This is a genomic window from Algibacter miyuki (genome assembly GCF_030409805.1).
GTDB classification, from domain to species: Bacteria; Bacteroidota; Bacteroidia; order Flavobacteriales; family Flavobacteriaceae; genus Algibacter; species Algibacter miyuki.
Genome location: NZ_JAUFQP010000001.1, coordinates 549,946 through 575,477 on the forward strand (window position 1 = coordinate 549,946; position 25,532 = coordinate 575,477).

18 protein-coding genes and 3 tRNA genes are annotated in these 25,532 nt (G+C 34.6%); 12 read left to right on the forward strand and 9 right to left on the reverse strand.

Annotated features, from left to right (window positions below; genetic code table 11):
• The first annotated feature begins 72 nt into the window (after positions 1–72).
• Complete coding sequence (locus QWY92_RS01805) at positions 73–1,356, forward strand: NAD(P)/FAD-dependent oxidoreductase (RefSeq protein WP_290268165.1); 1,284 nt, start codon at positions 73–75, stop codon at positions 1,354–1,356.
• A gap of 416 nt (positions 1,357–1,772) precedes the next feature.
• On the opposite strand, the gene QWY92_RS01810 is transcribed toward QWY92_RS01805, so the two are convergent.
• Positions 1,773–2,300: a DUF1572 family protein gene (locus QWY92_RS01810; protein WP_290268167.1), complete on the reverse strand. Its 528-nt coding sequence runs from the start codon at positions 2,298–2,300 to the stop codon at positions 1,773–1,775.
• Between the two features lie 70 nt (positions 2,301–2,370).
• Positions 2,371–2,853, reverse strand: coding sequence for a peptide-methionine (R)-S-oxide reductase MsrB (gene msrB, locus QWY92_RS01815; RefSeq protein WP_290268169.1), 483 nt, complete (start codon positions 2,851–2,853; stop codon positions 2,371–2,373).
• A 327-nt stretch (positions 2,854–3,180) separates the two neighbouring features.
• Here msrB and QWY92_RS01820 point away from each other — a divergent pair, with 327 nt between their 5' ends.
• Together QWY92_RS01820 and QWY92_RS01825 are read left to right on the forward strand one after the other, a co-directional pair.
• The gene (locus tag QWY92_RS01820; protein ID WP_290268171.1) at positions 3,181–4,002 is read left to right on the forward strand and encodes a M48 family metallopeptidase; all 822 of its coding nucleotides are present in this window, start codon (positions 3,181–3,183) and stop codon (positions 4,000–4,002) included.
• A 77-nt stretch (positions 4,003–4,079) separates the two neighbouring features.
• The gene (locus tag QWY92_RS01825) at positions 4,080–5,468 is read left to right on the forward strand and encodes an MFS transporter (protein WP_290268173.1); all 1,389 of its coding nucleotides are present in this window, start codon (positions 4,080–4,082) and stop codon (positions 5,466–5,468) included.
• A 54-nt stretch (positions 5,469–5,522) separates the two neighbouring features.
• Here QWY92_RS01825 and metE read toward each other — a convergent pair whose 3' ends face one another.
• The gene (gene metE / locus QWY92_RS01830) at positions 5,523–7,826 is read right to left on the reverse strand and encodes a 5-methyltetrahydropteroyltriglutamate--homocysteine S-methyltransferase (RefSeq protein WP_290268175.1); all 2,304 of its coding nucleotides are present in this window, start codon (positions 7,824–7,826) and stop codon (positions 5,523–5,525) included.
• Positions 7,827–7,959: 133 nt separating this feature from the next.
• On the opposite strand from metE, the gene QWY92_RS01835 reads away from it, so the two are divergent.
• Positions 7,960–8,445, forward strand: a complete 486-nt coding sequence (locus tag QWY92_RS01835) for an Lrp/AsnC family transcriptional regulator (RefSeq protein WP_290268177.1) — start codon at positions 7,960–7,962, stop codon at positions 8,443–8,445.
• Between the two features lie 29 nt (positions 8,446–8,474).
• Here QWY92_RS01835 and QWY92_RS01840 read toward each other — a convergent pair whose 3' ends face one another.
• Positions 8,475–8,873: a hypothetical protein gene (locus tag QWY92_RS01840; RefSeq protein WP_290268179.1), complete on the reverse strand. Its 399-nt coding sequence runs from the start codon at positions 8,871–8,873 to the stop codon at positions 8,475–8,477.
• A gap of 81 nt (positions 8,874–8,954) precedes the next feature.
• Positions 8,955–11,504, reverse strand: coding sequence for an ATP-dependent Clp protease ATP-binding subunit (locus QWY92_RS01845; protein WP_290268236.1), 2,550 nt, complete (start codon positions 11,502–11,504; stop codon positions 8,955–8,957).
• A gap of 261 nt (positions 11,505–11,765) precedes the next feature.
• Here QWY92_RS01845 and gyrA point away from each other — a divergent pair, with 261 nt between their 5' ends.
• Positions 11,766–14,339, forward strand: coding sequence for a DNA gyrase subunit A (gyrA, locus tag QWY92_RS01850; RefSeq protein WP_290268181.1), 2,574 nt, complete (start codon positions 11,766–11,768; stop codon positions 14,337–14,339).
• An 18-nt stretch (positions 14,340–14,357) separates the two neighbouring features.
• On the forward strand, positions 14,358–15,605 hold the full coding sequence (locus QWY92_RS01855) for a tetratricopeptide repeat protein (RefSeq protein ID WP_290268183.1): 1,248 nt from the start codon (positions 14,358–14,360) through the stop codon (positions 15,603–15,605).
• 113 nt (positions 15,606–15,718) lie between these two features.
• On the opposite strand, the gene QWY92_RS01860 is transcribed toward QWY92_RS01855, so the two are convergent.
• Both QWY92_RS01860 and QWY92_RS01865 read right to left on the reverse strand, forming a co-directional pair.
• On the reverse strand, positions 15,719–16,468 hold the full coding sequence (locus QWY92_RS01860; protein WP_290268185.1) for a C40 family peptidase: 750 nt from the start codon (positions 16,466–16,468) through the stop codon (positions 15,719–15,721).
• Positions 16,469–16,525: 57 nt separating this feature from the next.
• A complete protein-coding gene (locus QWY92_RS01865; RefSeq protein WP_290268188.1) occupies positions 16,526–17,707 on the reverse strand; it encodes an acetyl-CoA C-acyltransferase in 1,182 nt (393 codons plus the stop codon).
• Positions 17,708–17,917: 210 nt separating this feature from the next.
• On the opposite strand from QWY92_RS01865, the gene QWY92_RS01870 reads away from it, so the two are divergent.
• The 5 genes from QWY92_RS01870 to QWY92_RS01890 all read left to right on the forward strand — a co-directional run bounded on the left by QWY92_RS01870 (position 17,918) and on the right by QWY92_RS01890 (position 21,445).
• Positions 17,918–19,966, forward strand: coding sequence for an HD family phosphohydrolase (locus QWY92_RS01870; RefSeq protein ID WP_290268190.1), 2,049 nt, complete (start codon positions 17,918–17,920; stop codon positions 19,964–19,966).
• A 100-nt stretch (positions 19,967–20,066) separates the two neighbouring features.
• A tRNA-Ser gene (locus tag QWY92_RS01875) sits at positions 20,067–20,155 on the forward strand.
• Between the two features lie 33 nt (positions 20,156–20,188).
• Positions 20,189–20,263, forward strand: a tRNA-Pro gene (locus QWY92_RS01880).
• Positions 20,264–20,292: 29 nt separating this feature from the next.
• Positions 20,293–20,366 (forward strand) — tRNA-Arg (locus QWY92_RS01885).
• Between the two features lie 527 nt (positions 20,367–20,893).
• Positions 20,894–21,445 carry an HNH endonuclease gene (locus tag QWY92_RS01890; RefSeq protein WP_290268192.1) on the forward strand — a complete coding sequence of 184 codons (552 nt, stop codon included), beginning with the start codon at positions 20,894–20,896 and terminating at the stop codon, positions 21,443–21,445.
• Between the two features lie 53 nt (positions 21,446–21,498).
• Here the strand turns inward: QWY92_RS01890 and QWY92_RS01895 are convergent, their stop codons facing one another.
• Both QWY92_RS01895 and QWY92_RS01900 read right to left on the reverse strand, forming a co-directional pair.
• Complete coding sequence (locus QWY92_RS01895; protein WP_290268194.1) at positions 21,499–22,848, reverse strand: DEAD/DEAH box helicase; 1,350 nt, start codon at positions 22,846–22,848, stop codon at positions 21,499–21,501.
• A gap of 137 nt (positions 22,849–22,985) precedes the next feature.
• A complete protein-coding gene (locus QWY92_RS01900) occupies positions 22,986–23,876 on the reverse strand; it encodes an aldose 1-epimerase family protein (protein WP_290268195.1) in 891 nt (296 codons plus the stop codon).
• A 192-nt stretch (positions 23,877–24,068) separates the two neighbouring features.
• On the opposite strand from QWY92_RS01900, the gene pabB reads away from it, so the two are divergent.
• A complete protein-coding gene (pabB, locus tag QWY92_RS01905; protein WP_290268197.1) occupies positions 24,069–25,361 on the forward strand; it encodes an aminodeoxychorismate synthase component I in 1,293 nt (430 codons plus the stop codon).
• Positions 25,362–25,532: the final 171 nt, after the last annotated feature.

Consider the following 25,532-nt stretch of genomic DNA (forward strand, 5'->3'; position numbering starts at 1 on the left):
ATTAATTTCAAATTTCAACCCAGACGAAAATTAATCATTGTTTTACTACCTTTGTTCACCAAGTTATTATTTATGAACATACCTAAAATAAGTTACCCGCGCATTGTAATCATTGGAGGCGGTTTTGCAGGCGTTGCCTTAGCTAAAAAACTATCGAAACAAGAGGTGCAAGTGGTGCTTTTAGATAAACATAACTACCACACTTTTCAACCTTTATTGTATCAAGTTTCAACAGGTGGCCTGGAACCAGACTCGATTGCATATCCTATTCGGAAGATTTTAAAAGATTTCCCAAACTTCCATTTTAGGTTGGCAGAAGTTAACGAAATAGATACAACTTGCAACACTATAAAAACCAATATTGGCGAGTTAAAATTCGATTACTTGGTTGTCGCATCAGGTTCTAAAACCAACTACTTCGGGAACTCTGAGATCGAAAAACACAGTATGGCCATGAAAACCATACCGCAATCCTTAGATTTACGAAGCTTAATTCTTGAAAATTTCGAAGAAGCCTTATTAACCTCAGATTTAAACGAGCGCATTGCATTAATGAATTTCGTTATCGTTGGTGGTGGGCCAACAGGTGTGGAGCTTGCCGGTGCTTTAGCTGAAATAAAAAAAGGTATTCTACCTAAAGATTATCCAGATCTAGATACACGTTTGGCACAAATAAACATCATTCAGTCTGGCGATTGTATTTTAAAGGGGATGAGCGAAAACGCATCAGCCAAAGCCGAAGAATTTCTTGAAAAACTAGGTGTTCATGTCTGGAAAAATGTGCGCGTTACCAATTACGATGGAAAAACGGTAACCACAAACTCCGATTTAACCTTCCAAACCGCGACCGTAGTTTGGGCAGCAGGTGTGCAAGGAGCTTCTATAAAAGGACTTCAAGCCGAAGAATATATAACCCGTGGCAATCGTCTTTTAGTAAATAACCATAACCAAATAAAAGGATTCGAGCATATTTTTGCCATTGGCGATATTGCCTGTATGGCGACTGAAGACTTTCCAAATGGACTACCCATGATGGCGCAACCAGCCATACAACAGGGGCAGCAATTGGGCGATAATATTCTAAAACTTATTGAAAACAAACCCATGAAACCCTTTGTTTATAAAGACAAAGGCGCCATGGCAACCGTAGGAAGAAACAAGGCTGTAGTCGATTTAAAAAACATTAAATTTCAAGGCGTTTTCGCTTGGTACGTTTGGATGTTTATCCATCTATTTTTTCTAATTGGTTTCCGAAATCGTATGGTTGTTTTCGTAAATTGGGTGTACAATTATATTCGTTTCGATCGTGAAGCGAGATTAATAATTCGTCCGTTTAAAAAGAAGTTTAAATCTTAAAAGAAGTTTGTTTTGGGCGAGTTGCCAAAAAAAATGGCAAACAGGCTTTCCGCTATATCTTTTTATGTGTCCAAAAATGAGCCATTAAATAAGGATTAATCTAATAGTAAAAGTAGTAAACATCAATAAAAATAGGGAACACAAAAAAAGGATGCCGCATCAATCCTTCTCGCAGGCCGAAACCGCATAGCCAATTTCTCAGAAATAAGTTTAGTCTAAGTTTATGTTTTAAGTGGTTTTTGTCATGTCGACATAAGAAGATATTACATATGAGTAAACCTTTTTCAACTTAAAAAGTATAATGTAATTACTGTTCAAGTCGAAATGATATTTCAGAATTTTATTTTTATAACCAATAACCAATAACCAACAACCAACAGCCAACAGCCAACAGCAAATCGTTCGCAAAATGTTGGCTAATTTTTTTCTTCACTAAACTTTTCAGCATTATATTTTTTAGAAGCACCTCTAGCAATAGACAATGTTTGCCAATCGTTTCCTTTAAAAACTTTACCTAAAAACACCATTTGTCCAACATGATAAGCATAATGCGCCAACTGACGGTTAATGGCTTCGACCACCGTGTGTCTTTCGTTTCTAATATAAATAATGCGTTCTAAATCTTCCGAAGTTAAATTGTTTAAGGCATCGAATAAGCAAGTCCAACCCGCATTCCAGTGGGCTAAAATTTGTTCTCGTGTTTCATAAGTGTCATCAAACTCACGATCTCGATTGCGCGACGGTTTTTCGCCGTCCTCATCTAAAAAGTTAGTCCAACGGCTTAACATATTTCCGTATAAATGTTTTACCATAATAGCGATAGAGTTGGAGTCTTTCGCTATTTCATTTTGTAAATCATCAAACGTTAGTTGTTCAAGAGTTTTATCTCCTAAACTTTTATAACGTTCAAATTGTTTAATAACACTTGTTAAATAACTTTCCATGCTTTAAAAGTAAAGTATCAAAATTAAATCACCAAACCGATGTTTATTTTCAACTTAATTTTTTTTAAAATTAGCTTTTCGGAACAAATTTTAAAGAGACACCGTTAATACAATGGCGTTCTCCGGTGGTGCTCTTGGGGCCATCATTAAATACATGGCCTAAATGCCCACCGCAAGTTGCACAGTGTTCTTCAGTTCTGGCATATCCTAAATCGTAATCTGTAGAAAGTTCTACATTTCCTTTTATAAATTTATCGAAACTTGGCCATCCTGTTCCGGAGTCAAATTTATCCTCACTTTTAAATAAAGGCGTATCGCAACCTTTACAAACATAAACACCTGCGCTATTATTTTTGTTTAAATCACTAGAAAAAGCATGTTCAGTACCGGCTTGACGCAGCACATAAAATTCTTTATCTGTGAGTTGGTCTTTCCATTCTGCTGTTGTTTTAGTGACTTCAAAAGTCTTTTTTGCTTTGGTTTTTTTGTTCTGCGCAATAGAATTGCAGCTAAAAGCTATAAATACGGTAAGGACTACTATAAATTTCTTCATTTAAAACATTTTTTTTATTGGTCGTACAACGGCTTCAAAAATAACATAAAATACGCTTAAATAAATGTTATAAAGGATTTGATGTGTTACAGCTTCATCTTTCTAATATTACTACTTTTTAAATAGAACTAATTAAGGCTAGTTCAAGGTTTTTTGTGGTAATGACCTAACACACCGATATCAAACATTAGTGATAACTTTATTGAAAAAGCTATTTTATTCTATCTAAAGTTTATTAAATTTGGATGTGACAAAATGAAATAAATAGTGTCATATTAATATAGATGCGTTTTTGATGTATCTAAAATCAACCTAAACCCTAAAAAAATGAAATTAAAAAATACATTAATAACCTTAGGAATTTGCGCCGTGGTCTTTTCATGTGCAACAAACCCTTTTACAGGAAAAAAAACAATGGCGTTTGTATCTAACGCGCAGTTATTCCCAACAGCTTTTGCTCAATACGATGAGTTTTTAACAGAAAATAATGTGGTTACCGGGACAAAAGATGCCGAAATGATAACTAGAGTTGGGCAACGCATTGCTGTTGCTGCCGAACGTTGGTTAACAGCTAATGGAAACGCTGGGTATTTAAACGATTATAAATGGGAATACAATTTAGTTAATGATGAAACAGTAAATGCTTGGTGTATGCCAGGTGGTAAAATTGTGTTTTACACAGGTATTTTACCAATTGCAGCCAACGAAACTGGTGTTGCTGCTATTATGGGACACGAAGTAGCGCATGCCTTAGCAAACCACGGACAGCAACGTATGAGTGCTGGTTATTTGCAGCAAGGTTTAGCGGTTGCAGGAAATGTAGCAATAAAAGATGAACAATCTAGAAATGCTTTTAACCAGTATTATGGAGTAGGTTCAAACGTATTAGGGATGTTACCTTTTAGTAGAAGCCACGAAACTGAAGCTGATAAAATTGGGTTATATTTAATGGCTGTTGCAGGATATAATCCTGATGAAGCTGCCGAATTATGGAAACGTATGAAAGCTAATAGTGGCGGTAGTGCACCTGCAGAATTTATGAGTACACACCCATCTAACGATACCCGTATCAGTAATTTAACGCAATGGGCTCCTGATGCAAAAAAGGAAGCTCTTAAATTTGGTATTACATCGTTTAGAGCATTATAACATCAATTGATAATATTTGTTTACTTTAGAAGCTGCTTATAAAAGGCAGCTTTTATTATTTCAGCCAAATTAAAAATATGAATCAACTTGAAAAAGGAAGTAAAAAACTTCTAAATGCTTGGGCGTTTTACGACTGGGCAAATTCGGTTTACACCCTAACTATTGCCTCTTCTATTTTTCCTATATTTTATTCTGCACTGTTTCTTTCAGAAATTAAAACAGTGGAAGCTTTTGGTACGGTTTTTAAAAGCACGGCTTTAATTACCTATGTTACGGCTTTTACTTTTTTGGTGGTCGCTTTTATATCTCCAGTGTTATCAGGAATAGCTGATTATGTGGGGAATAAAAAGAATTTTTTAAAGTTTTTCTGCTACGTTGGTAGCGTAGGTTGCGTGGGTTTGTATTGGTTTAGTTTAGAGCATATACACCTTAGTTTGTTATTCTATTTTATGGGTTTAATTGGCTATTGGGGGAGTTTGGTTTTTTACAACTCCTACTTGCCAGATATTGCTTTTCCTGAACAACAAGACAGCATTAGTGCTAAAGGGTTTTCAATGGGGTATTTTGGATCGGTGCTGTTGTTGATTTTTAATTTATTGATGGTGATGTTTCCACAGTTTTTCGGATTTGATTTGAGTATTTCTGAAACCATATTAAATACAGGTACTGAAGCTGAAATTCAATTAGCGATGGATACAGCAAAAGACGCGGCCTCGTTTGAAGCCATGAAAATATCGTTTATTACCGTTGGAATTTGGTGGGCATTGTTTAGTCAGTATTCCTTTTATTATTTGCCTAACGGAACAAAAACAGGAGAGAAGGTAACGCGAGCAATTGTTTTTAACGGTTTAAAAGAATTACGATTAGTTTGGAAACAATTGAAGCAAGATTTAAGGTTAAAACGTTACTTACAAGCCTTTTTTGTATTTAGTATGGCGGTACAAACTATTATGTTGGTGGCTGTTTATTTTGGTGAAGAAGAAATTTCTTGGGGCACTGATAGCGAAAAAACATTAGGATTAATAGTAAGTATTTTAGTGATACAAATTGTGGCTATTTTGGGGGCTTATTTAACATCTAAAGCATCTGCTAAATACGGAAATATAAAAACATTAATAGCTGTTAATTTTATATGGAGCTTGCTTTGTTTTTATGCTTACACCATGCATACACCTATACAGTTTTATATTGCAGCGGGTTTTGTGGGCTTAGTTATGGGCGGTGTGCAGGCGCTAGGCCGTTCTACCTATTCTAAGTTTTTACCAGAAACCGAAGACACCACATCGTATTTCAGTTTTTATGATGTTGCAGAAAAAATAGGGATTGTAATTGGGATGGTTATTTTTGCAACTATCGACCAAATAACAGGTGGTATGCGTAATGCTATTTTAGTACTTGTTGCCTTTTTTATTGGAGGTATTATCTTATTATTTAGAGTGCCAAACGAAAAAGAAAAGACTGCTTAGAATATTAAAGAATAATCTAAGCAGCCTTAATTTAGACTTGAGGCGTGTCTTGTTTTAAACCAATTCCACTTCTTGTGCTCTAAGTTTTTTAGCTGCTTTTACTAAGTTTTTTAAAGCTTCTTTAGTTTCTGGCCAGTCTCGGGTTTTTAAACCACAATCCGGATTTACCCAAATGTGGTCTTTTGGTAATACATTTTTTGCTTTTACCAATAAATGCTCAATTTCTTCTAAGGAAGGCACACGTGGCGAATGAATATCATAAACACCTGGTCCAATTTCATTAGGGTATTTAAAATTAACAAAAGCGTCCAATAGTTCCATTTCAGAACGCGAGGTTTCAATCGTAATCACATCGGCATCCATGGCAGCGATACTAGCAATAATATCGTTAAATTCAGAATAGCACATATGGGTATGGATTTGCGTTTCATCTTGAACACCGCTAGCTGAAATTCTAAAAGCTTTAACAGCCCAATTCAGGTAGTTTGCCCATGCTTCTTCTCGTAATGGTAAACCTTCGCGAATAGCTGGTTCATCAATTTGAATAATTTTTAATCCGCTGTTTTCTAAATCAACAACTTCGTCACGAATGGCCAATGCAATTTGATTGCAGGTGGTTTCTCTGGGCTGATCGTTTCGGACAAAGGACCATTGTAGAATGGTTACCGGTCCTGTTAACATGCCTTTTACAGGAATATCGGTTAAAGATTGTGCGTATTCCGACCATTTTACTGTCATCGGTTGGGGGCGAGACACATCTCCAAATAAAATCGGAGGTTTCACACAACGGCTACCATAACTTTGCACCCATCCATAATTACTAAAAGCAAAGCCATTTAGTTTTTCTCCAAAATATTCTACCATATCGTTGCGTTCAAATTCGCCATGGACTAAAACATCTAATCCAATGTTTTCTTGAAAACGGATAGAGTCTTCTATTTCATTAGCAATTAAAACATCGTATTCTTGTTGAGATAAAAGTCCTTTTTTGAATTTTAAACGCCAACCTCGAACAGTTTTAGTTTGCGGAAAAGAGCCGATAGTGGTTGTTGGATAGTAGGGAAGTTGAAGGGCTTCCTTTTGTTTGCCTTGACGGATTGGGAATTGGTGTTTGCGTTGACTATCCGATGGTTTCAAATTTGAAATTCTTGATTTTACCGCATCGTTGTGTATTAATTTAGAATTACGTCTTCTAATATTGGCTAATTTATTCTCTTCATATAAATGTAAATACCCGTCGTTTTCATCTGAAAGTAAATTTTTTAACGCGATAATTTCTTCAATTTTTTGATGCGCAAAAGCAAGCCATTGTTTTATTTCGGGATTTAAAGTGGTTTCGAGATTTAAATCGTATGGGGTGTGCAGTAGGGAGCAGGATGGGGCAATCCATAAATTTTCCGAAGCTATTTTTGTATGTGCTTTTTCTATAATTTTTAAAGACTTCTCGAAATCGTTTTTCCAAATATTTCGGCCATCCACAATACCTAAAGATAATTTTGTTTTCGGGTTGTAGTGTTTAGATTCTAGAATATCGGTTAATTGAGATGGGCATCTTACTAAATCCAAATGCAAAGTATCTACTGGTAATTGTAATGCCAGATCTAAATTATCACCGTAACAATCGAAGTAATTTGCTAGAAATACTTTTAACTTCGGAAATTTGTTAGCAATAGCGTGGTACGTTTTTGTAATTGCTAGTTGTTCTTTTTCCGAAAGGTTAAGTGCTAGGCATGGTTCGTCAAATTGGATGTATTCAACATCTAAACGTGTTAAAGCTTCAATGATTTCAAAATAAACGGGCAGTAAATTATCCAGTAAATCAAGCCTGTGAAAACCATCTTCTTTTTCTTTTCCTTGTAATAAAAATGTTACTGGACCAATTAAAACGGGCTTTGTTTTTATCCCTAAGTTTAGCGCTTCCTGGTATTCTTTAATAATTTTTTTAGAGAAGAAGCTAAAGGTTTGTCCTTTTTCAAATTCAGGAACAATATAATGGTAGTTTGTATCAAACCATTTGGTCATTTCCATGGCGGTAACATCGATATTATCTTTTTGAAGTCCGCGTGCCATAGCAAAATACAACTCTAAATAGTTGCTCTTTTCTATGGATTGGTAACGTTTTGGGATGCAACCAAAAGTTAAGCAGGCGTCTAAAACTTGATCGTAAAACGAAAAATCATTAGACGGAATAACGTCGACACCTAAGTCTTTTTGAAGTAACCAATTTTGTTTTTTTAATTCAGTAGCTGTGTTTGTTAAAGCGGCCTCGTCTATTTTACCAGACCAAAATGCCTCACAGGCTTTTTTAAGTTCGCGATGTTTTCCAATTCTGGGAAGTCCTAAAAGCGTTGTTTTCATAATCTTGTTCAGTGTTTAATGCTGTTCAAAATTACAATTGTAGAATGTTTGTGTATAATTTATCTATATATTTAGATGAATTACCTATTTTTGATTAAAATAAAAGAATAATATTATTTAATTACTGAAAATAATGAGCTTATCAGAAAATAATTCTGCCATAACTTTAGATACTATTGATTTTCGTTTGTTAAGAATGTTGCAAGCTAATTCAAATTTAACAACAAAGGAATTGGCGGCAAAAGTAAACCTATCGACCACGCCAGTTTTTGAACGGGTTAAAAAGCTTGAAAAGGCTGGATATATAAAAAACTATGTAGCTGTTTTAGATGCTGAAAAACTAAATAAAGGCTTAATGGTATTTTGTAATATTACGTTGAAAGAGCATACACGCGCTATTGGTAATCAATTTGTGAAGGATATTGTGTCGTTGAATGAAGTGGTGGAGTGTTATAATATTTCCGGAGATTACGACTTTTTGTTGAAAATTTTGGTGCAAGACATGAAGGAATATCAAAACTTTGTACTCAATAATTTAGGAAGTTTGGAGAATATTGGTAGTGCGCAAAGCACATTTGTAATGGGAGAAATTAAGAATTCGTATTGTGTGCCTATTTAAAACAAACAGGTTTAATAAAGGGTAAACGGTTAGACATCCAGGATGTCTAAGTTGGAGTTATTTTGACTTACAATTAGGTTAGACCAATTTACAGCATCTTCCATTGTTGTGAATGATTCAAAAGGTCTGCTGAAAAAAAGTTTTTCAATTTTAGCATTACTCAAAGCAACGAGGTTTTCTGAAACTACAGCAAAGCCTATAAGATTATTAATTAATGATGTTTTTTTGTAAACTCGCGGATCAACTGCATATGAATTTATTCTGTTGGCTATGTAAATAAAAGGCCTCGATTTGAAATAAGTATTAGCTATTTCGGCTAGAGCATCATTGGATTTTACGGTTACCGTTTCGCCTTCATTAATAATAGAAACCACATAGTTTTCATAAATATGTATTACTCCAATAGGTATTTTTACTAGGTGTTTCATGCGGGCAAGGTATGGTATTTTAGAGCAAAAAAAAGCTCGAAAATTTAATTTCGAGCTTTTTATTATATTGTGACTTATATGTTAAGATTCCGTAGGTTTTTCAGCTTTTACAATTGAAATGTTCAATTCTTCTGTCTTTTCATCCAAATCAATCGAAATATTATCACCTTCTTGTAGATGCGAGGCAACAATTTCTTCAGCTAAAGCGTCTTCAACATACTTTTGAATAGCTCTTTTTAAAGGACGTGCACCGTATTGTTTATCGAAACCTTTATCGGCAATGTAGTCTTTTGCTTTTTCAGAAATAGTTAAGTTATAGCCTAACATTTGAATTCTGCTTAATAGTTTTTCTAATTCGATATCGATAATTTTGTTGATATCTTCCTTTTCCAAAGCGTTGAAAACAACAACATCGTCAATTCTATTTAAAAACTCGGGGGCGAACGATTTTTTCAAAGCGTTTTCAATCACACTTTTGGCATTAGCATCTTCTTGCGCTTTTTGCGATGATGTACCGAAACCAATTCCCGTTCCAAAATCTTTTAATTTACGTGCTCCAATATTAGAAGTCATGATGATAATGGTGTTTCTAAAGTCAATTTTTCGACCTAAACTATCTGTTAAATAACCATCATCTAATACTTGAAGTAGCATATTAAATACATCTGGATGCGCTTTTTCAATTTCATCTAAAAGAATAACCGCGTAAGGTTTGCGACGTACTTTTTCGGTAAGTTGACCACCTTCTTCGTAACCTACGTATCCCGGAGGCGCTCCAATTAATCTCGAAATGGCAAATTTCTCCATGTATTCACTCATGTCTATTCTAATCAACGATTCTTCCGAGTCGAACAGTTCTCGCGATAATACTTTGGCTAACTGTGTTTTACCAACACCTGTTTGCCCTAAAAATATAAACGACCCAATTGGCTTGTTGGGATCTTTAAGTCCGGCACGGTTACGTTGAATGGCTTTTACCACCTTAGACACCGCGTTATCTTGACCGATTACTTTACCTTTAATAAGGGTTGGCAATTCGGCAAGTTTATTAATTTCGGTTTGCGCAATACGATTTACGGGCACACCTGTCATCATTGAAACCACATCGGCCACATTGTCTTCTGTAACAACTTCTCGGTTTTGTTTGGTGTCTTCTTCCCATTTTTCTTGAGCAATAGCTAATTCTTTTTCAAGACGCTTTTCATCATCACGAAGTTTAGCTGCTTCCTCATATTTTTGTTTTTTAACAACCTTGTTTTTAGTGTCTCTAACTTCTTCAAGTTTCTTTTCGAGTTCTAAAATTTGCTTCGGAACATCAATGTTGGTAATGTGTACACGAGATCCAGCTTCATCTAAAGCATCGATAGCTTTGTCTGGTAAAAAACGCTCGGTCATGTATCTGTTTGTTAATTTCACACAAGCAGCAATGGCTTCCGGAGTGTAATCAACGTTATGATGTTCTTCGTATTTTCCTTTAATATTGTTTAATATTTCAATAGTTTGTTCTACTGTGGTTGGTTCCACGATCACCTTTTGAAAACGACGTTCTAAAGCGCCATCTTTCTCGATGTACTGTCTGTACTCGTCTAAAGTTGTTGCACCAATACATTGAATTTCACCTCTAGCTAAAGCGGGTTTAAACATATTAGAAGCATCTAAACTTCCGGTAGCTCCACCTGCACCAACAATGGTATGAATTTCATCTATGAATAAAATAACATCATCATTTTTTTCAAGCTCATTCATTACAGCTTTCATACGCTCTTCAAACTGTCCACGATACTTTGTGCCAGCCACCAAACTTGCTAAATCTAAAGTTACCACACGTTTGTTGAATAAAATACGTGAGACTTTTCGTTTTACAATTCTAAGCGCTAAACCTTCAGCAATGGCAGATTTACCAACACCAGGTTCACCAATTAATAGCGGATTGTTTTTCTTTCTTCGGCTTAAAACTTGAGAAACACGTTGTATTTCTTCTTCACGGCCAACAACAGGATCTAATTTTCCTTCTTCGGCCATGGCAGTTAAATCGCGACCAAAATTATCTAAAACAGGAGTTTTTGATTTTTTGTTCGTCTTAGCGCCAGTTGGAGCATTAAAAATATTTTCTTTTGAAGATTCTTCTTCTAAACCTGAATCATCGTCTTGAAATTCAGATGTAGGTTCTATATAGTTATCATCTTTCTTATTCATAGTCTTGAATTGTTCTTTAACATTGTCGTAGTCTACTTTTAGCTTATTTAAAAGCTTGGTAGTTGGGTCATTTTCATTTCTTAAAATACACAGTAGTAAATGGGCTGTATTTATTGAGGTGCTCTGAAATAATTTAGCTTCTAAAAACGTTGTTTTTAAAGCACGTTCTGCTTGCCTAGTAAGGTGCAGGTTCTTTTTTTGGTTAGATGCAATTGTTATATTAGGATTTGCAGGGCTTAATATTTCAACTTTGCGCCTTAAATGATTTAAATCTAAATCTAACGTATTTAAAATATTAATAGCCTTGCCATTGCCATCTCTTAACAAACCAAGCATTAAGTGTTCGGTACCGATAAAATCGTGACCTAAACGCAATGCTTCTTCTTTGCTATAAGCAATAACATCTTTTACTCTTGGGGAAAAATTATCGTCCATATCTCGTGTCCTTGTCTGCATTAAAAATAGTAAAACATTTGTCTAACGACAAAAACTATACCTTTTTTTATGTGTAAATTGCTAATTGACGAAAAAAACGATAGAAAAGCAAAATTTAACAGGTCATATTTGTGAACTAAAAACACATCTAAAATTGTTAATAAAAAACATGAAAAAATGATTTTAAATAGTTTAGTATAATTATAGGAATCCTTATATTAGCATGTTTTGAAAATTACATAAAACTTAATTAAAATATATATGGCAGAAGGAGAAAAGCTTATTCCAATTAATATTGAAGATGAGATGAAATCGGCTTACATTGATTATTCAATGTCAGTGATTGTATCACGTGCCTTACCAGATGTAAGAGATGGTTTAAAGCCCGTTCATAGACGTGTACTTTATGGTATGCACGAACTGGGAATTAGAGCCAATACAGCACATAAAAAGTCGGCAAGAATTGTTGGGGAAGTTTTAGGTAAGTATCACCCACACGGTGATACATCGGTTTATGATGCAATGGTGCGTATGGCTCAAGAGTGGAGTTTGCGTTATATGCTAGTAGATGGACAAGGGAATTTTGGTTCGATTGATGGTGATAGTCCGGCAGCAATGCGTTATACAGAAGCACGTATGCGTAAAATTGCAGAAGACATGTTGGCAGATATCGATAAGGAAACTGTAGATCATAAGTTGAATTTTGATGATACTTTGCAAGAACCAACGGTTTTACCAACGCGTATTCCAGGATTATTAGTAAACGGAGCATCAGGTATTGCAGTGGGTATGGCAACCAATATGCCGCCTCACAATTTAACAGAAGTTGTTAATGGTACAATTGCATATATCGAAAATAACGATATTGAAATTGATGAGTTAATTCAACTTATAAAAGCGCCAGATTTTCCAACAGGAGGTACTATTTATGGTTACGACGGTGTAAAGGAAGCTTTCCATACCGGTCGTGGACGTATTGTTATGCGTGCAAAAACTAATATTGAGGAGGTAAACGGTCGTGAATGTATTATTGTTGACGAAATTCCATACCAAGTCAATAAGGCAGACATGATTAAAAAGACTGCCGATTTAGTTAACGATAAAAAACTAGAAGGTATTTCGCTTATTCGTGATGAATCGGATAGAAACGGTATGCGTATCGTTTACGTTTTAAAACGTGATGCCATTCCTAATATCGTTTTAAATAAACTTTTTAAATATACTGCGTTACAGTCTTCTTTTAGTGTAAATAATATTGCATTAGTAAATGGACGTCCGCAGTTATTAAACTTAAAGGAGTTAATTCATTATTTCGTTGAGCATAGACATGAAGTTGTTGTTAGACGTACTACGTATGAATTACGTAAAGCAGAAGAACGTGCACACATATTAGAAGGATTAATTATTGCTTCGGATAATATCGATGAAGTAATAAAAATTATTCGTGCTTCTAATAATGCCGATGAAGCTAGAAATAACTTAATAGAACGTTTCAAACTTTCAGAAATTCAAGCGAAAGCTATTGTTGAGATGCGTTTGCGTCAGTTAACAGGCTTAGAGCAAGATAAATTGCGTGCTGAATATGATGATATTATGAAAACTATTATCGACCTTAAAGATATCTTAGAGCGCAAAGAGCGTAGAATGGATATTATTAAGGAAGAATTAGTGGTTGTTCGTGATAAATATGGTGATGAACGTCGTTCTGTAATAGAATATGCTGGTGGTGATTTAAGCATCGAAGATATGATCCCTAACGAGAGTGTAGTTATTACAATTTCTCATGCAGGTTATATTAAACGTACATCTTTAACAGAATACAAAACACAGCATAGAGGTGGAGTAGGACAAAAAGCATCTACAACAAGAAATGAAGATTTCTTAGAGCACTTATTTGTGGGTACAAACCACCAATATATGTTGTTTTTCACTCAAAAAGGAAAATGTTTCTGGATGCGTGTTTACGAAATTCCAGAAGGATCTAAAACATCTAAAGGACGTGCTATTCAAAACCTTGTAAATATTGAGCAAGATGATAAAGTTATGGCTTTCATCTGTACTCAAGATTTAAAAGATGAAGAGTACATTAATAGTCATTATGTTATTATGGCTACTAAAAAAGGGCAGGTTAAAAAGACTTCTTTAGAGCAATATTCTCGTCCAAGAACAAACGGAATTAATGCCATTACTATTAAGGACGATGATGTTTTATTAGAAGCTAAACTTACAACTGGTGAAAGCCAAGTGATGTTAGCCTTAAAATCTGGTAAAGCTATTCGTTTCGAAGAAGCTAAAACGCGTCCAATGGGCCGTGGAGCATCTGGGGTTCGTGGTATTCGTTTACAAGATGAAGAAACGGATGAAGTTATCGGAATGATTGCTGTTGATGATATGGAAAGCAACGTGCTTGTAGTCTCAGAAAACGGTTATGGAAAACGTTCTAGTTTAGAAGATTATAGAATTACTAACCGTGGAGGAAAAGGTGTTAAAACTATTTCCATTACAGAAAAAACAGGTAATCTAGTGTCTATTAAAAACGTAACGGATGAAGATGATTTAATGATTATCAACAAATCTGGTGTAGCAATTAGATTGGCAGTAGCTGATTTAAGAGTTATGGGGCGTGCAACTCAGGGAGTTAAATTAATTAACCTTAAAGGAAAAGATTCTATCGCTGCCGTTGCTAAAGTAATGCATGAAGATGACGAGGTTGTCCTTGAAGAAGGTGAAGCACTAGAAGGAGTAGAAGGCGTTGAAAGTATTGAAAACACTGAAGGTACAGAAGATGGCACAACTCTTGATGCTGAAATAGACGATAATAACACTGAAAATTAAAACTAAATATTATTTAAAATGAAAAAACAATTAATCATAGCTTTAGCCATTTCAATGGGTGCATTTTCATTTGCACAGAAAAAAGAATTGAAGGCTGTAGAAAAAGCTATTAAATCGAATGATTTTCCAGCAGCAAAAGCGGCAGCAAAACAAGCTGAAAGCTTATTAGGTGTCATGGATGATAAATCTAAAACCAAATATTATTACTTATTAGCGCAATCATTATACGCTAACGGAAAAGGTTCGGATGCCGATTTGTCTACAGCACTAGAGACGTTTAGAAAAGTTGAGTCCGATTATGGCTCAGAAGTAAAAGAAATTGAGCAAAATATTTCTAACGAATTCTTAAAGAAAGCTAACGCAGCTTACGAAACGAATGACTTCTCTAATGCTTCTAAATATTTCGAAAAATCTTACCGTGTAAAAGGAAAAGACAGTCTTTATCTTTATTACGCTGCTGCAACGGCAGTAAATGTAAAAGAATACGAAAGAGCTTTAGGTTTATATGAAGAACTTAAAGATATGGGGTATACTGGTATTCAAAAGCAATATTTTGCAACCAATAAAGAAACAGGAAAAGAGGAACTTTTGGATAAAGGAACTCGTGATCTTTATGTAAAGGCAAAAAGTCATATCAATCCAGGAGAACGTATGACGGAGTCTAAAAAACCAGAGATTGTTAAAAATATTGCATTAATCTATGTTGGTGAAGGCGATAATGACAAAGCTATAGAAGCGATGAAAGAGGCTAGAGCTGAAAACCCAGAAGATGTTAATTTAATTCTTTCTGAAGCTAACATTCATTTTAAAACAGGAAACACAGAAGAGTTTAAATCACTTTTAAAATTAGCTACAGAATTAGAGCCTGAAAATCCTGAATTACAATACAACTTAGGTGTTATTGCGTCACAATCGGACCAATTAGCAGAAGCTAAAGCGTATTACGAAAGAGCAATTGAATTAGACCCTGAGTATGTGAATGCTTACATTAATATTTCAGCACTTGTATTACAAAGAGAAGAGCCACTTATTAAGGAAATGAATGGTTTAGGAAGTTCTAAAGCAGACGACAAACGTTATGATGAATTAAGAGAAGAGCGCCAAAACTTATACAGAGAAGCAGTTCCTTATTTAGCTAAAGCGTTAGAGATTGATACAAAAAATGTGAGTGCAGCTAAAACGTTATTGAATATCTATAACATTCTTGGCGAAACTGATAAAGCAAAAGAAATTAAGGCAATGGTTGAAACTCTAGAATCTGAGTAATTAACAAAAGCCAATTTAATTAATAAAAAATGCCGCAATTTGCGGCATTTTTTTGTCTCTATTTTAAAGGTATTTCTTTAATATTATTCTAATATGAAAAAGGCTAAACCACCTTAAATTATTTTCTTAATAACGCGTAATTTGTGCGTATGTGTTTTTCTGTCTACATTATAAATTCCAGAGTGGTCCAATCGGTCTATTCGTACTTTTCCGTGGGCATGAATAACGTAATTATCTTCCATAATGATACCAACATGGGTAATAGCGCCTTCGCTGTTGTCAAAAAAAGCTAAATCCCCAGGTTCACTTTCTTCAATAAAGCTTAAAGCTTCACCTTGTGTGGCTTGTTGTGAGGCGTCACGGAGTAGTTTATAGCCATTGAGCTTGTAAACCATTTGCGTAAAACCAGAACAATCAATCCCAAAAGGCGTTTTTCCGCCCCATAAATAAGGCGCGTTTAAATAGGTGAATGCCGTTTGTAGGATATGAGATTTTGGCTTTTTACCCGATATAATACTACCGTCGTAATCATGATTTAAAAGCGGTAAACCATTTAAAGTAGAACCAAAAACAATAGGGTGTAATTGATCATTTGTATCTTGAATGAATTCCACCAAATCTCCAGAGAGTTGTAAAGGTTGTTTTTCTAAAGTTTGGTATTGGTCTTCAGAAATTTCAATATATTGTTTGTTATCAATCCAACCTTCGTAAGTATCGAAGGCAATTCTAATTTTACTCCAATTTTTGCGTTGTTCTATTACTTTAAATAGGTCGCCATAAATTACTTGCGAAACTAACTCGCTAGCATCCGAAGGTTCAATTCTAAGAGGCACAATGCTTAAATTACAAATTCCGTATTGCATTAATAAATTATCGTTGTTTAATATCTAAATCGTGTTTTAATCTACCTGAATTCATTATTAAATGTGGCGTTCAATAATTACAGCAGAAGCGCCACCACCACCATTACAAATGGCTGCAGCACCAATTTTGGCATTGTTTTGTTCTAAAACATTTAGTAATGTAATTAAAATTCTAACTCCAGAACAACCTAAAGGATGCCCCAGTGAAACCGCTCCGCCATTTACGTTTACGTTGCTGTCATTAAGACCTAGAATTTTCATATTAGCTAAACCTACAACTGAAAACGCTTCGTTAAATTCAAAATAATCCACATCACTAAGTGTCATACCTGCTTTGTTTAATGCTTTCGGTAATGCTTTTGATGGAGCTGTTGTAAACCATTCTGGTTCATGTGCTGCATCGGCATAACTTTTAATGGTTGCTAAAGGTTTTAAGCCCAAAGCCTCAGCCTTTTCTTTACTCATTAAAACCATAGCTCCGGCACCATCATTAATGGTTGAAGCGTTGGCAGCAGTTACAGTGCCATCCTTACTAAAAGCGGGGCGTAGCTGCGGTATTTTATCCATTCTAACATTAGAAAACTCTTCATCTTTGGAAAAAATTAAAGGCTCTCCACGACGTTGTGGAACTTCAACAGGAATAACTTCATTATCATATTTTCCAGCTGCCCAAGCGTCTGCAGAACGTTTATAAGATTGTATAGCGTAAGCATCTTGATTTTCACGAGTAAATTCATATTTACTAGCGCAAGCATCGGCGCAAACACCCATAGCATTTTCATCGTAAGCATCAACTAAACCATCTTTTTGCAAACCATCAATTAATGTTGTCGAACCAAATTTAGTGCCCGTTCGTGCATGTAAATAATGCGGAATTAAGCTCATGTTTTCCATACCACCGGCAACCACAATTTCGGCATCGCCAAGAGCAATACTTTGTGCGGCTTGCATTACGGCTTTCATACCCGACGCACAAACCTTGTTTATGGTTGTACATGGCACTGTATTTGGAATACCTGCATAAATTGCTGCTTGCCTTGCTGGCGCTTGTCCGGTTCCGGCTTGTACCACATTTCCCATTAAAACTTCATCAACCAAATCGGGGTTCAAATTAATTTTATTTAACGCGCCTTTTATAGCAATGGCTCCAAGTTTTGGTGCTGGAACGGTCGATAAACTCCCTAAAAAACTACCAATAGGCGTTCTTACGGCAGAAACAATTACCACTTCTTTGTTCATAATGATCTGTTTTGGTTTAGTTTTCGAATTTATTTTAGTTTTTAATGAAATTAAGAACTAGAGTAAATGTATTGCGAAAATAATGATTTTTTTAATAGTATGTGGCGATGTGTTCATTATAAAAAATGGTAGAAGCCTAATATTTTATTACATTTGAAAATACAATCTGGAACTAAAACAGATTGAAAACTTTAGTTATAAAAAAAGCACGTGAAAGACTTTATAAATACATTATACCGAAATCATTCATTAATTTACAAGGTGCTGCTGTTTGTTTGTACCACGTTTTTAATTGTTTATTTATTTCCGAAAAGCGGCAAGTTTAAATATAGTTTTGAAAAGGGGAAGCCTTGGCAATCAGAAAACCTATATGCTCCTTTTGATTTCGCTATCAAGAAATCAGACGCCGAAATTAACCAAGAAAAGGAAGAGATTTTAAATAACGGAACGCTTTATTTTAACATTGATAATAATGTTGAAAGCAAGGTGAGAACGGCCTTTAAAAAAGAGTTTGCCAAAGCATTTGCCGATTCTATTTCGATTTCTGCATCCAATACGTTGTACAAAGTAGGTTTAGAAATAATTACAGAACTTTATGTTTATGGTGTTTTAAATGAGAGTTATAATTTTTCAGATGAAAAAAGAATTATCATTCTTGATGAACGCGTTAAAAAACAAGACGGCATTTATTTCGATTTAATAAAGCAAGACGGGGTTGCTAAAATTATAGAAAAAGTTTTAAAGAAGCATGATCTTTCTGCTAATAAAATAGAGTTTGTAGCTTTGTTTTATGATTTAATTGAGCCGAATTTAACCTTTGATAAATCGTTTACAGATAAAGCGTTACAAGAGGATTTAGGTAAAATAGTTTATGCTCGCGGAAGTATAGAAAAAGAAACTTTAATTGTAGCCAAAGGCGAAGTAGTGCAAGGCGATAAATATCAAATTTTAACCTCTTTACAGTTAGAATATGAATCTCAGGTTTGGAGTAAATCGAGTTATTTGTGGATTTTGTTTGCTTATACACTTTTAGTGGCCTTAGCATTATTGATGCTATTGCTGTTTTTATTAAAATACAGAAAGGACGTATTTGAAAATAATACAAAAGTGACTTTTATTTTCTTCAATATATTTCTTCTTATATTTTTAACCACTTTGGTTGTAAATTATAATTCGAAGTTTATTTATGTGGTACCTATTTGTATTTTACCATTGGTTTTTAAGGCCTTTTTCGATGCCAGATTAGGATTGTTTTCTCACGTAATTACAGTTTTATTACTGGGGTTTGTAGTGCCAAATAGTTACGAGTATATGTTTTTACAAATTATAGCTGGTATCGTAACCATTTTAACCGTAAAAGAACTTTATAAGCGGGCGAACTTGTTTATTTCCGTAGGGCAAATTACACTCATTTATTTTATTGCCTATTTTGCGTTTTTTGTAATTCATGAAGGTACTGTGGAAACTTTAGAGTGGCAAACTTTTGGATATTTTGTGCTTTGTGGATTAGCAACGCTTTTTGTGCAGCCATTAATTTATGTTTATGAAAAACTTTTCGGATTAGTGTCTGATGTGTCCTTATTAGAGCTTTCAGACACCAATTCTAAGCTGTTGAAGGAATTGTCTAATAAAGCCCCCGGAACGTTTCATCATTCGTTAAATGTCGCCAATTTGGCCGAAGCATCGGCAAACGAAATTGGAGCAAACGCCATGTTGATTAGGGTAGGAGCTTTGTATCATGATATTGGTAAAATGAAAAGCCCAACATACTTTACAGAAAACCAATCTACAGGTATAAATCCGCACGACGAATTATCTTCCAAAGAAAGTGCACGCATTATTACCGACCATGTTATAGACGGTATTGAAATAGCGAAAAAGAATAACTTGCCCGACCGTGTTATCGATTTTATACGCACACACCACGGCACGAGTGTTGTTTATTATTTTTATATGCAGGAAAAGAAGAATCATGAAAATGTGGATCGATTAGACTTTAGTTACCCCGGGCCTAAACCTTTTAGTAAGGAAACGGCTATTTTGATGATGTGTGATAGTATAGAGGCTGCTTCTAAAAGTTTAAAGGAACCAACGTCGACAAAAATTGATGCTTTTGTCGAAAACATCATCAATAAGCAGATTGAAGAGGGGCAATTCTTGAATGCGAACATTACTTTTAAAGAAATTCAATCCATAAAAAAAGTGTTAAAACACAAGCTTGCAAACATTTACCATTTGAGAATTGAATATCCTGAATAATTTTTAAAAATAAATGAAAAAATGTTTGTCAGATTTAAGATGAAATCCTAAATTTGCACCCGCATTACAATATTAGTGCGGTGTTCATTCACAAATAACTGGAGAGGTGCCTGAGTGGCCGAAAGGAGCGGTTTGCTAAATCGTCGTTGGTGGAAACACTGACCCAGGGTTCGAATCCCTGTCTCTCCGCAACGTATTTCAATAGAAATATAGATAGCCAATCGGGGTGTAGCGTAGCCCGGTTATCGCGCCTCGTTTGGGACGAGGAGGTCGCAGGTTCGAATCCTGCCACCCCGACACTGTTTTCGTAGAAACATAAAAACTACGGGCTCTTAGCTCAGCTGGATAGAGCACCTCCCTTCTAAGGAGGCGGTCGCAGGTTCGAATCCTGCAGGGCTCACTTAAAGCTTCACAGAAATGTGAGGCTTTTTTGTTTTATAAAATGTAGCAAATATTAATGCTCTTCAATGTTATTAATAACTCATGCTAATAAATAATTAACACTTCTTTTTTTATACGCATAGCTGAATCTTATAGATTAAAATTTACTGTTAGAGTAATAAAATATATCAGGAGCCCTAGGGAGGATAATAGCGATGTTTTATTTATTTCAGAATACAATTACAGTTATTTATAAAACTTAATATAGCTATCTCCTTGTTGTAATTAGAAGTATCAGTGGTGTTGGCGCTAAGTATTCAAATATCATTTTAATCATGTTGTTCATGTTTTTCTTTTGAATAATTTAAATTCATTTTGAATAAAAAAGAATATATGTATTTTTGTAGGAAAAAACTCTTTCAGCCCTGTTTATAATTAATAGGATTTTAGTTTGAACGGCTGATTTGTGAAAAATAAGGCATCCTTTTTTAGATGCTTAATTTTTATTATTTATATTGAATCTAACCTAACTTAATAAACAATATTATGATTCGAAGTTATCCATTAGAAAAATGGAAGCCTGTGGTTTTTGATGAAAAAATTGCTGAGTTTGAAAATTATAAAATTTCCAACTATGGAAGATTGATTAATTGTAAATACGATCCGGAGCGCTTGGTTAATTCGTCTTACACTAATGGGTATGAAAGTATTTCCTTAAAGCAACGGGTTAATGGAAAAAGTACAGGGCGGTATGTGCATAAATTAGTAGCGCAACATTTTTTAGAAAAAAAGGAAGATGAAGTTTTTGTAATCCATATCGATTATGATAAGAAAAATAATCATGTAGATAATTTAAAATGGGCAACAAAACGCGAAAAAGAAGTGCATCAATATTCGGGAGAAAACTATAAGAATAGAAAAATAAATAGGTCTTATGCGAAACTAACCGAAAGTCGCGTGCGTTTAATTAGAAGAAAAGTAAACGATCCTAACCGTCGTACACGAATAAAAATGATAGCAAAGCAATTTGGTATTTCAGAAATGCAAGTATATCGAGTAGTTTCAGGAGAAAACTGGAAACATGTTGTCGATAAATAGGGAATAAAAAAGGCGATTTATTAATTATAAATCGCCTTTTTTATTACTTTTTATTACTTCTTATTACGCTTATTGTAGTTTTTATCACCACGCGTTTTTGGTTTTTTATATTTCGCGGCAATTTTAAATTTGTACGAACCACCTAAGTTTTCTTTAGAATTCTTTTCCGATTTGTCGTGAAAAGCAGGGCCTGCAATATCCTCATCTTTTCGTTTTAAAGGGTTATTACGTTCCTTTATTTGCGGACGTTCTTCTTCAATAAGTTCTGTTGAAATTTCTACAACTTCAGGAATTTCCATAACAGGAATCTCCATTACCATTAAATTTTCAATATTCTCTACCAGTTCTTGTTCTTTCACTGTTGAAAATAATAACGATTCACCTTGGCGTTCTGCACGACCTGTTCTACCAATACGATGCATGTAGTTTTCAGGGAAATCTGGGGTGTCAAAATTAATAACATGCGATATGTTATCAATATCTAAACCACGAGCCATAACGTCGGTCGCAATTAAAATCCGGTTCATACCTTCTCTAAATTGTTCAATACTACGCAACCTGTAATTTTGTGTTTTATTAGAGTGAATCACGCATAATTCATCATGAAAAATTTCATCTAAACTCTCAAACAATCTATCAGCCATACGTTTATAAGCCACAAAAATTAAGACTTTATTATAACGTTCGGTATCATTTAATAAATGTGTTAGTAAATTGACCTTGGTGTAAAAATTGGGTACGTTATAACGCTGTTGCGAAATATTATCTAACGGTGTTCCGGAAACGGCTATAGAAACACGTTCTGGTGTTTTAAAGAAATCATTCAATAATAAATCCACATCCTGTGTCATCGTTGCCGAAAACATAATGTTTTGTCTTTTCGGAGGTAGAATATCAAAAATATTAATTAGCTGATGTCTAAAACCTAAATCAAGCATCACATCAACTTCATCAATCACTAATTTCTGAATAGATTTTAGTTGCAATACACGACTCAGTGCTAAATCATACATGCGGCCAGGCGTAGCAACTAGAATATCAATACCTTCAGCAATAGCTTTCTTTTGCGTGTTAATATTGGTGCCACCATAAACACCTAAAACGCGATTGTTTATGTATTTTGATAGTTTTTCAATTTCATCTACCACTTGTACAACAAGCTCACGCGTTGGTACTAAAACCAAAACACGTGGGTTTTCCTGAGTAGAAAACTTCAAGCTTTTTAAAATAGGTAGCATGTAGGCAAAGGTTTTTCCTGTTCCTGTTTGTGCAATACCAACCACATCTTTTCCTGAGCTTACAACATTAAAAGCTTCGGCCTGTATAGGCGTTGGCGTTGTAAATCCTAAGTCGCCTAAGGCATTATAAAGTGGGGTATTTAAATTTAAATCTTGAAAAGTCACAATGGTATATTTAGGCTACAAAGTTACGCTATTTTTTGTAACCTATGTAGCATTGAATGCTGTTGTTTTTACATCAGAAAGCGATAGGGTTTTTAAGGCCATATCGCTTAATTATTCTACTATTTTTAAATTGAAAATTAATTCAAATGTGCTTTATTTATAGCCACACTATATTGCGCCGAAAATACATTTTTAGTCTCTAATTTTAAAATACCTTCTTTGGTTTTAAAATCTTGATTGGTATCTTCATTATCAGCAATACCAAGCCATGGTTCAATACAAACATAATCGCCTTCAGGTTTCGCCCAAATCCCTAAATACGGGAAGTCTTTATAATTAAAACCTAATATTTCGCCATTGATTTTACTTTTTAAAGTTACTTTTTTCGATTTTAAATCCTTGAAAATAAGAGCATCTTCGTTAAATAAATCATGCTTTAGGGGTAATATCTTGGTGTTTTTCAACACGGGTTTTTCTTCGGGAGCAATCAAACCGTTTGCCATGTTAATACAATGCGTATTAGAGGTTTCTGTGTGTTCAAATTCTAAAGAATAATCGCTATAAGTTTCATTTTCAAACACGGGACATTTAAAAGCAGGATGTCCACCTAATGAAAAATACATCGGCTTATCATCAACATTTTTAACCGTATGGTTAATGTTAATTGTATTTTCGGTTAGAGTATAAGTTATTAGGAATTCAAATTTAAACGGATACATTTTTAGTAAATCGTCATTAGAAACCAACTTAAAAGTAATACTATTTTGGGTTTGTTCCTCAATAGTAAAACCTGTATTATGTCTTAAGAAGCCATGTTTTGGGAGGTTGTATTGTTCTCCATCAAGTACATAAGTATCATCTTTTAAAGCACCAATAATAGGGAAGAGGTTAGGTGCAAAGCCTGCCCAAACATCAGGGTTGGCATCCCACATAAAATCAGTTTTATACTTAGTAGATGTTATTTTACAAAGCTCGGCGCCAGTTTGTTTAATGGCTATTTTTAATAGATCGTTTTCTAGTATGTGCATCTTAATTTTTAAATTAAATGGGTATTATCCACAAAATTTACATTTTTTTATGGATTCTCATTAACTTTACCGAATAATATTTACTGTTTTTCTTTTTATCAGAATTTTATAGAGATAGATTTTCGTTGTAATAAACAAGAGAATTCATATTTTAAAATATAAAGTAATCAGATTAATACATCATTTTTTCTATTGAGAACAAAGCAAATTTACAATCTTCCGAACGTCACCGATTTTAAAAATCAATTACTGATTTGGAGTCAGCAATTCGACGAAGTTATTTGGTTAGATTCCAATAATTATGAACAGAAATATTCTAGTTTCGATGCTGTTTTGGCCGTCGAAGCTTTTACGAGTATTCAAACCGATTATCATCAAGGTTTCGAAAAGCTTAAAGAATATCAAACTTTAGTAAACGACTGGATTTTTGGTTATCTCACTTACGATTTAAAAAATGATGTAGAACCATTAGAATCTCATAATTCTGACGGATTAGATTTTGCTGATTTATGTTTTTTTCAACCCAAAAAAATATTTATTTTTAAAGACAATCAGCTCGAAATTCAATATCTAAATTGTGTTGACGACGAACTTGAAAGTGATTTTCAGGCTATTGAAACTACAGATAAAGCGCCAAGTAAAACGCCAAATCAAGACCTGAAAATTAAACTTAAAATTCATAAAGACGAGTATTTTAATAACGTGAATAAAATACTTAACCACATCCATCGTGGAGATATTTACGAAGTTAATTTCTGTCAAGAATTTTATGCAGAAAATACAGATATAAACCCATTAGAAACCTATCAAAAACTAAATAAAATATCGAAACCACCTTTTGCGTCATTCGTAAAAATGTATGATAAATTTGCGCTTTGTGCCTCACCAGAACGTTACATAAAAAAGGAAGGTACCCAAATTATTTCGCAACCAATAAAAGGCACCGCGAAACGTTCCAAAAATAAAAAGGAAGACAATGAGCTAAAAACAAGTCTTGTAAATAATGAGAAAGAACGTAGCGAAAACATCATGATTGTCGACTTAGTTAGAAACGACTTATCCAAAACCGCTATAAAAGGTAGTGTGAAAGTTGACGAACTTTGCAAAATTTATACCTTCGATCAAGTGCATCAAATGATCTCGACTATTACTTCACAGGTTGAACCAGAAACGCACCCTGTAGACATTTTAAACAGCACTTTCCCTATGGGGAGCATGACGGGTGCACCCAAAATTTCGGCCATGAAAATTATCGAATCACTTGAAGCCTCAAAACGCGGATTATACTCCGGTGCCATCGGATATTTCACGCCCGAAAACGACTTCGATTTCAACGTCGTTATCCGCAGCATCCTATATAACGCATCAAAAAAATACGTGTCCTACTCCGTTGGCGGCGCCATTACGGCTAAAAGCGAACCCTTAAAAGAGTACGAAGAATGCCTTATAAAAGCCAAAGCCATGCGTACTGTTTTAGAGCATTAATTTAAGTGGTAGTTTTAATTTGGGCGCAACCCAAAAGGGTCGGGCTTTCGGCAGTCGCTTTTTTGTGTTGCATATAAGCAACAACACAAAAATAGCTCCAACAATGCCTCAATCCCTTGCGCACATATCCGCCATCGAAGTTTATTTTCAAAAAGTCAACATAACTAGCAG

Bases quoted from the DNA above. Each gene is read 5' to 3' on its own strand.
- QWY92_RS01835 (WP_290268177.1), top strand. From the start codon at position 7,960: ATGAGCTTATCAGAAAATAATTCTGCCATAACTTTAGATACTATTGAT.
- QWY92_RS01860 (WP_290268185.1), bottom strand. From the start codon at position 16,468: ATGCAATACGGAATTTGTAATTTAAGCATTGTGCCTCTTAGAATTGAA.
- QWY92_RS01840 (WP_290268179.1), bottom strand. From the start codon at position 8,873: ATGAAACACCTAGTAAAAATACCTATTGGAGTAATACATATTTATGAA.
- QWY92_RS01810 (WP_290268167.1), bottom strand. From the start codon at position 2,300: ATGGAAAGTTATTTAACAAGTGTTATTAAACAATTTGAACGTTATAAA.
- QWY92_RS01890 (WP_290268192.1), top strand. From the start codon at position 20,894: ATGATTCGAAGTTATCCATTAGAAAAATGGAAGCCTGTGGTTTTTGAT.
- QWY92_RS01900 (WP_290268195.1), bottom strand. From the start codon at position 23,876: ATGCACATACTAGAAAACGATCTATTAAAAATAGCCATTAAACAAACT.
- QWY92_RS01845 (WP_290268236.1), bottom strand. From the start codon at position 11,504: ATGGACGATAATTTTTCCCCAAGAGTAAAAGATGTTATTGCTTATAGC.
- QWY92_RS01805 (WP_290268165.1), top strand. From the start codon at position 73: ATGAACATACCTAAAATAAGTTACCCGCGCATTGTAATCATTGGAGGC.
- gyrA (WP_290268181.1), top strand. From the start codon at position 11,766: ATGGCAGAAGGAGAAAAGCTTATTCCAATTAATATTGAAGATGAGATG.
- QWY92_RS01820 (WP_290268171.1), top strand. From the start codon at position 3,181: ATGAAATTAAAAAATACATTAATAACCTTAGGAATTTGCGCCGTGGTC.
- QWY92_RS01855 (WP_290268183.1), top strand. From the start codon at position 14,358: ATGAAAAAACAATTAATCATAGCTTTAGCCATTTCAATGGGTGCATTT.
- QWY92_RS01825 (WP_290268173.1), top strand. From the start codon at position 4,080: ATGAATCAACTTGAAAAAGGAAGTAAAAAACTTCTAAATGCTTGGGCG.
- QWY92_RS01865 (WP_290268188.1), bottom strand. From the start codon at position 17,707: ATGAACAAAGAAGTGGTAATTGTTTCTGCCGTAAGAACGCCTATTGGT.
- metE (WP_290268175.1), bottom strand. From the start codon at position 7,826: ATGAAAACAACGCTTTTAGGACTTCCCAGAATTGGAAAACATCGCGAA.
- msrB (WP_290268169.1), bottom strand. From the start codon at position 2,853: ATGAAGAAATTTATAGTAGTCCTTACCGTATTTATAGCTTTTAGCTGC.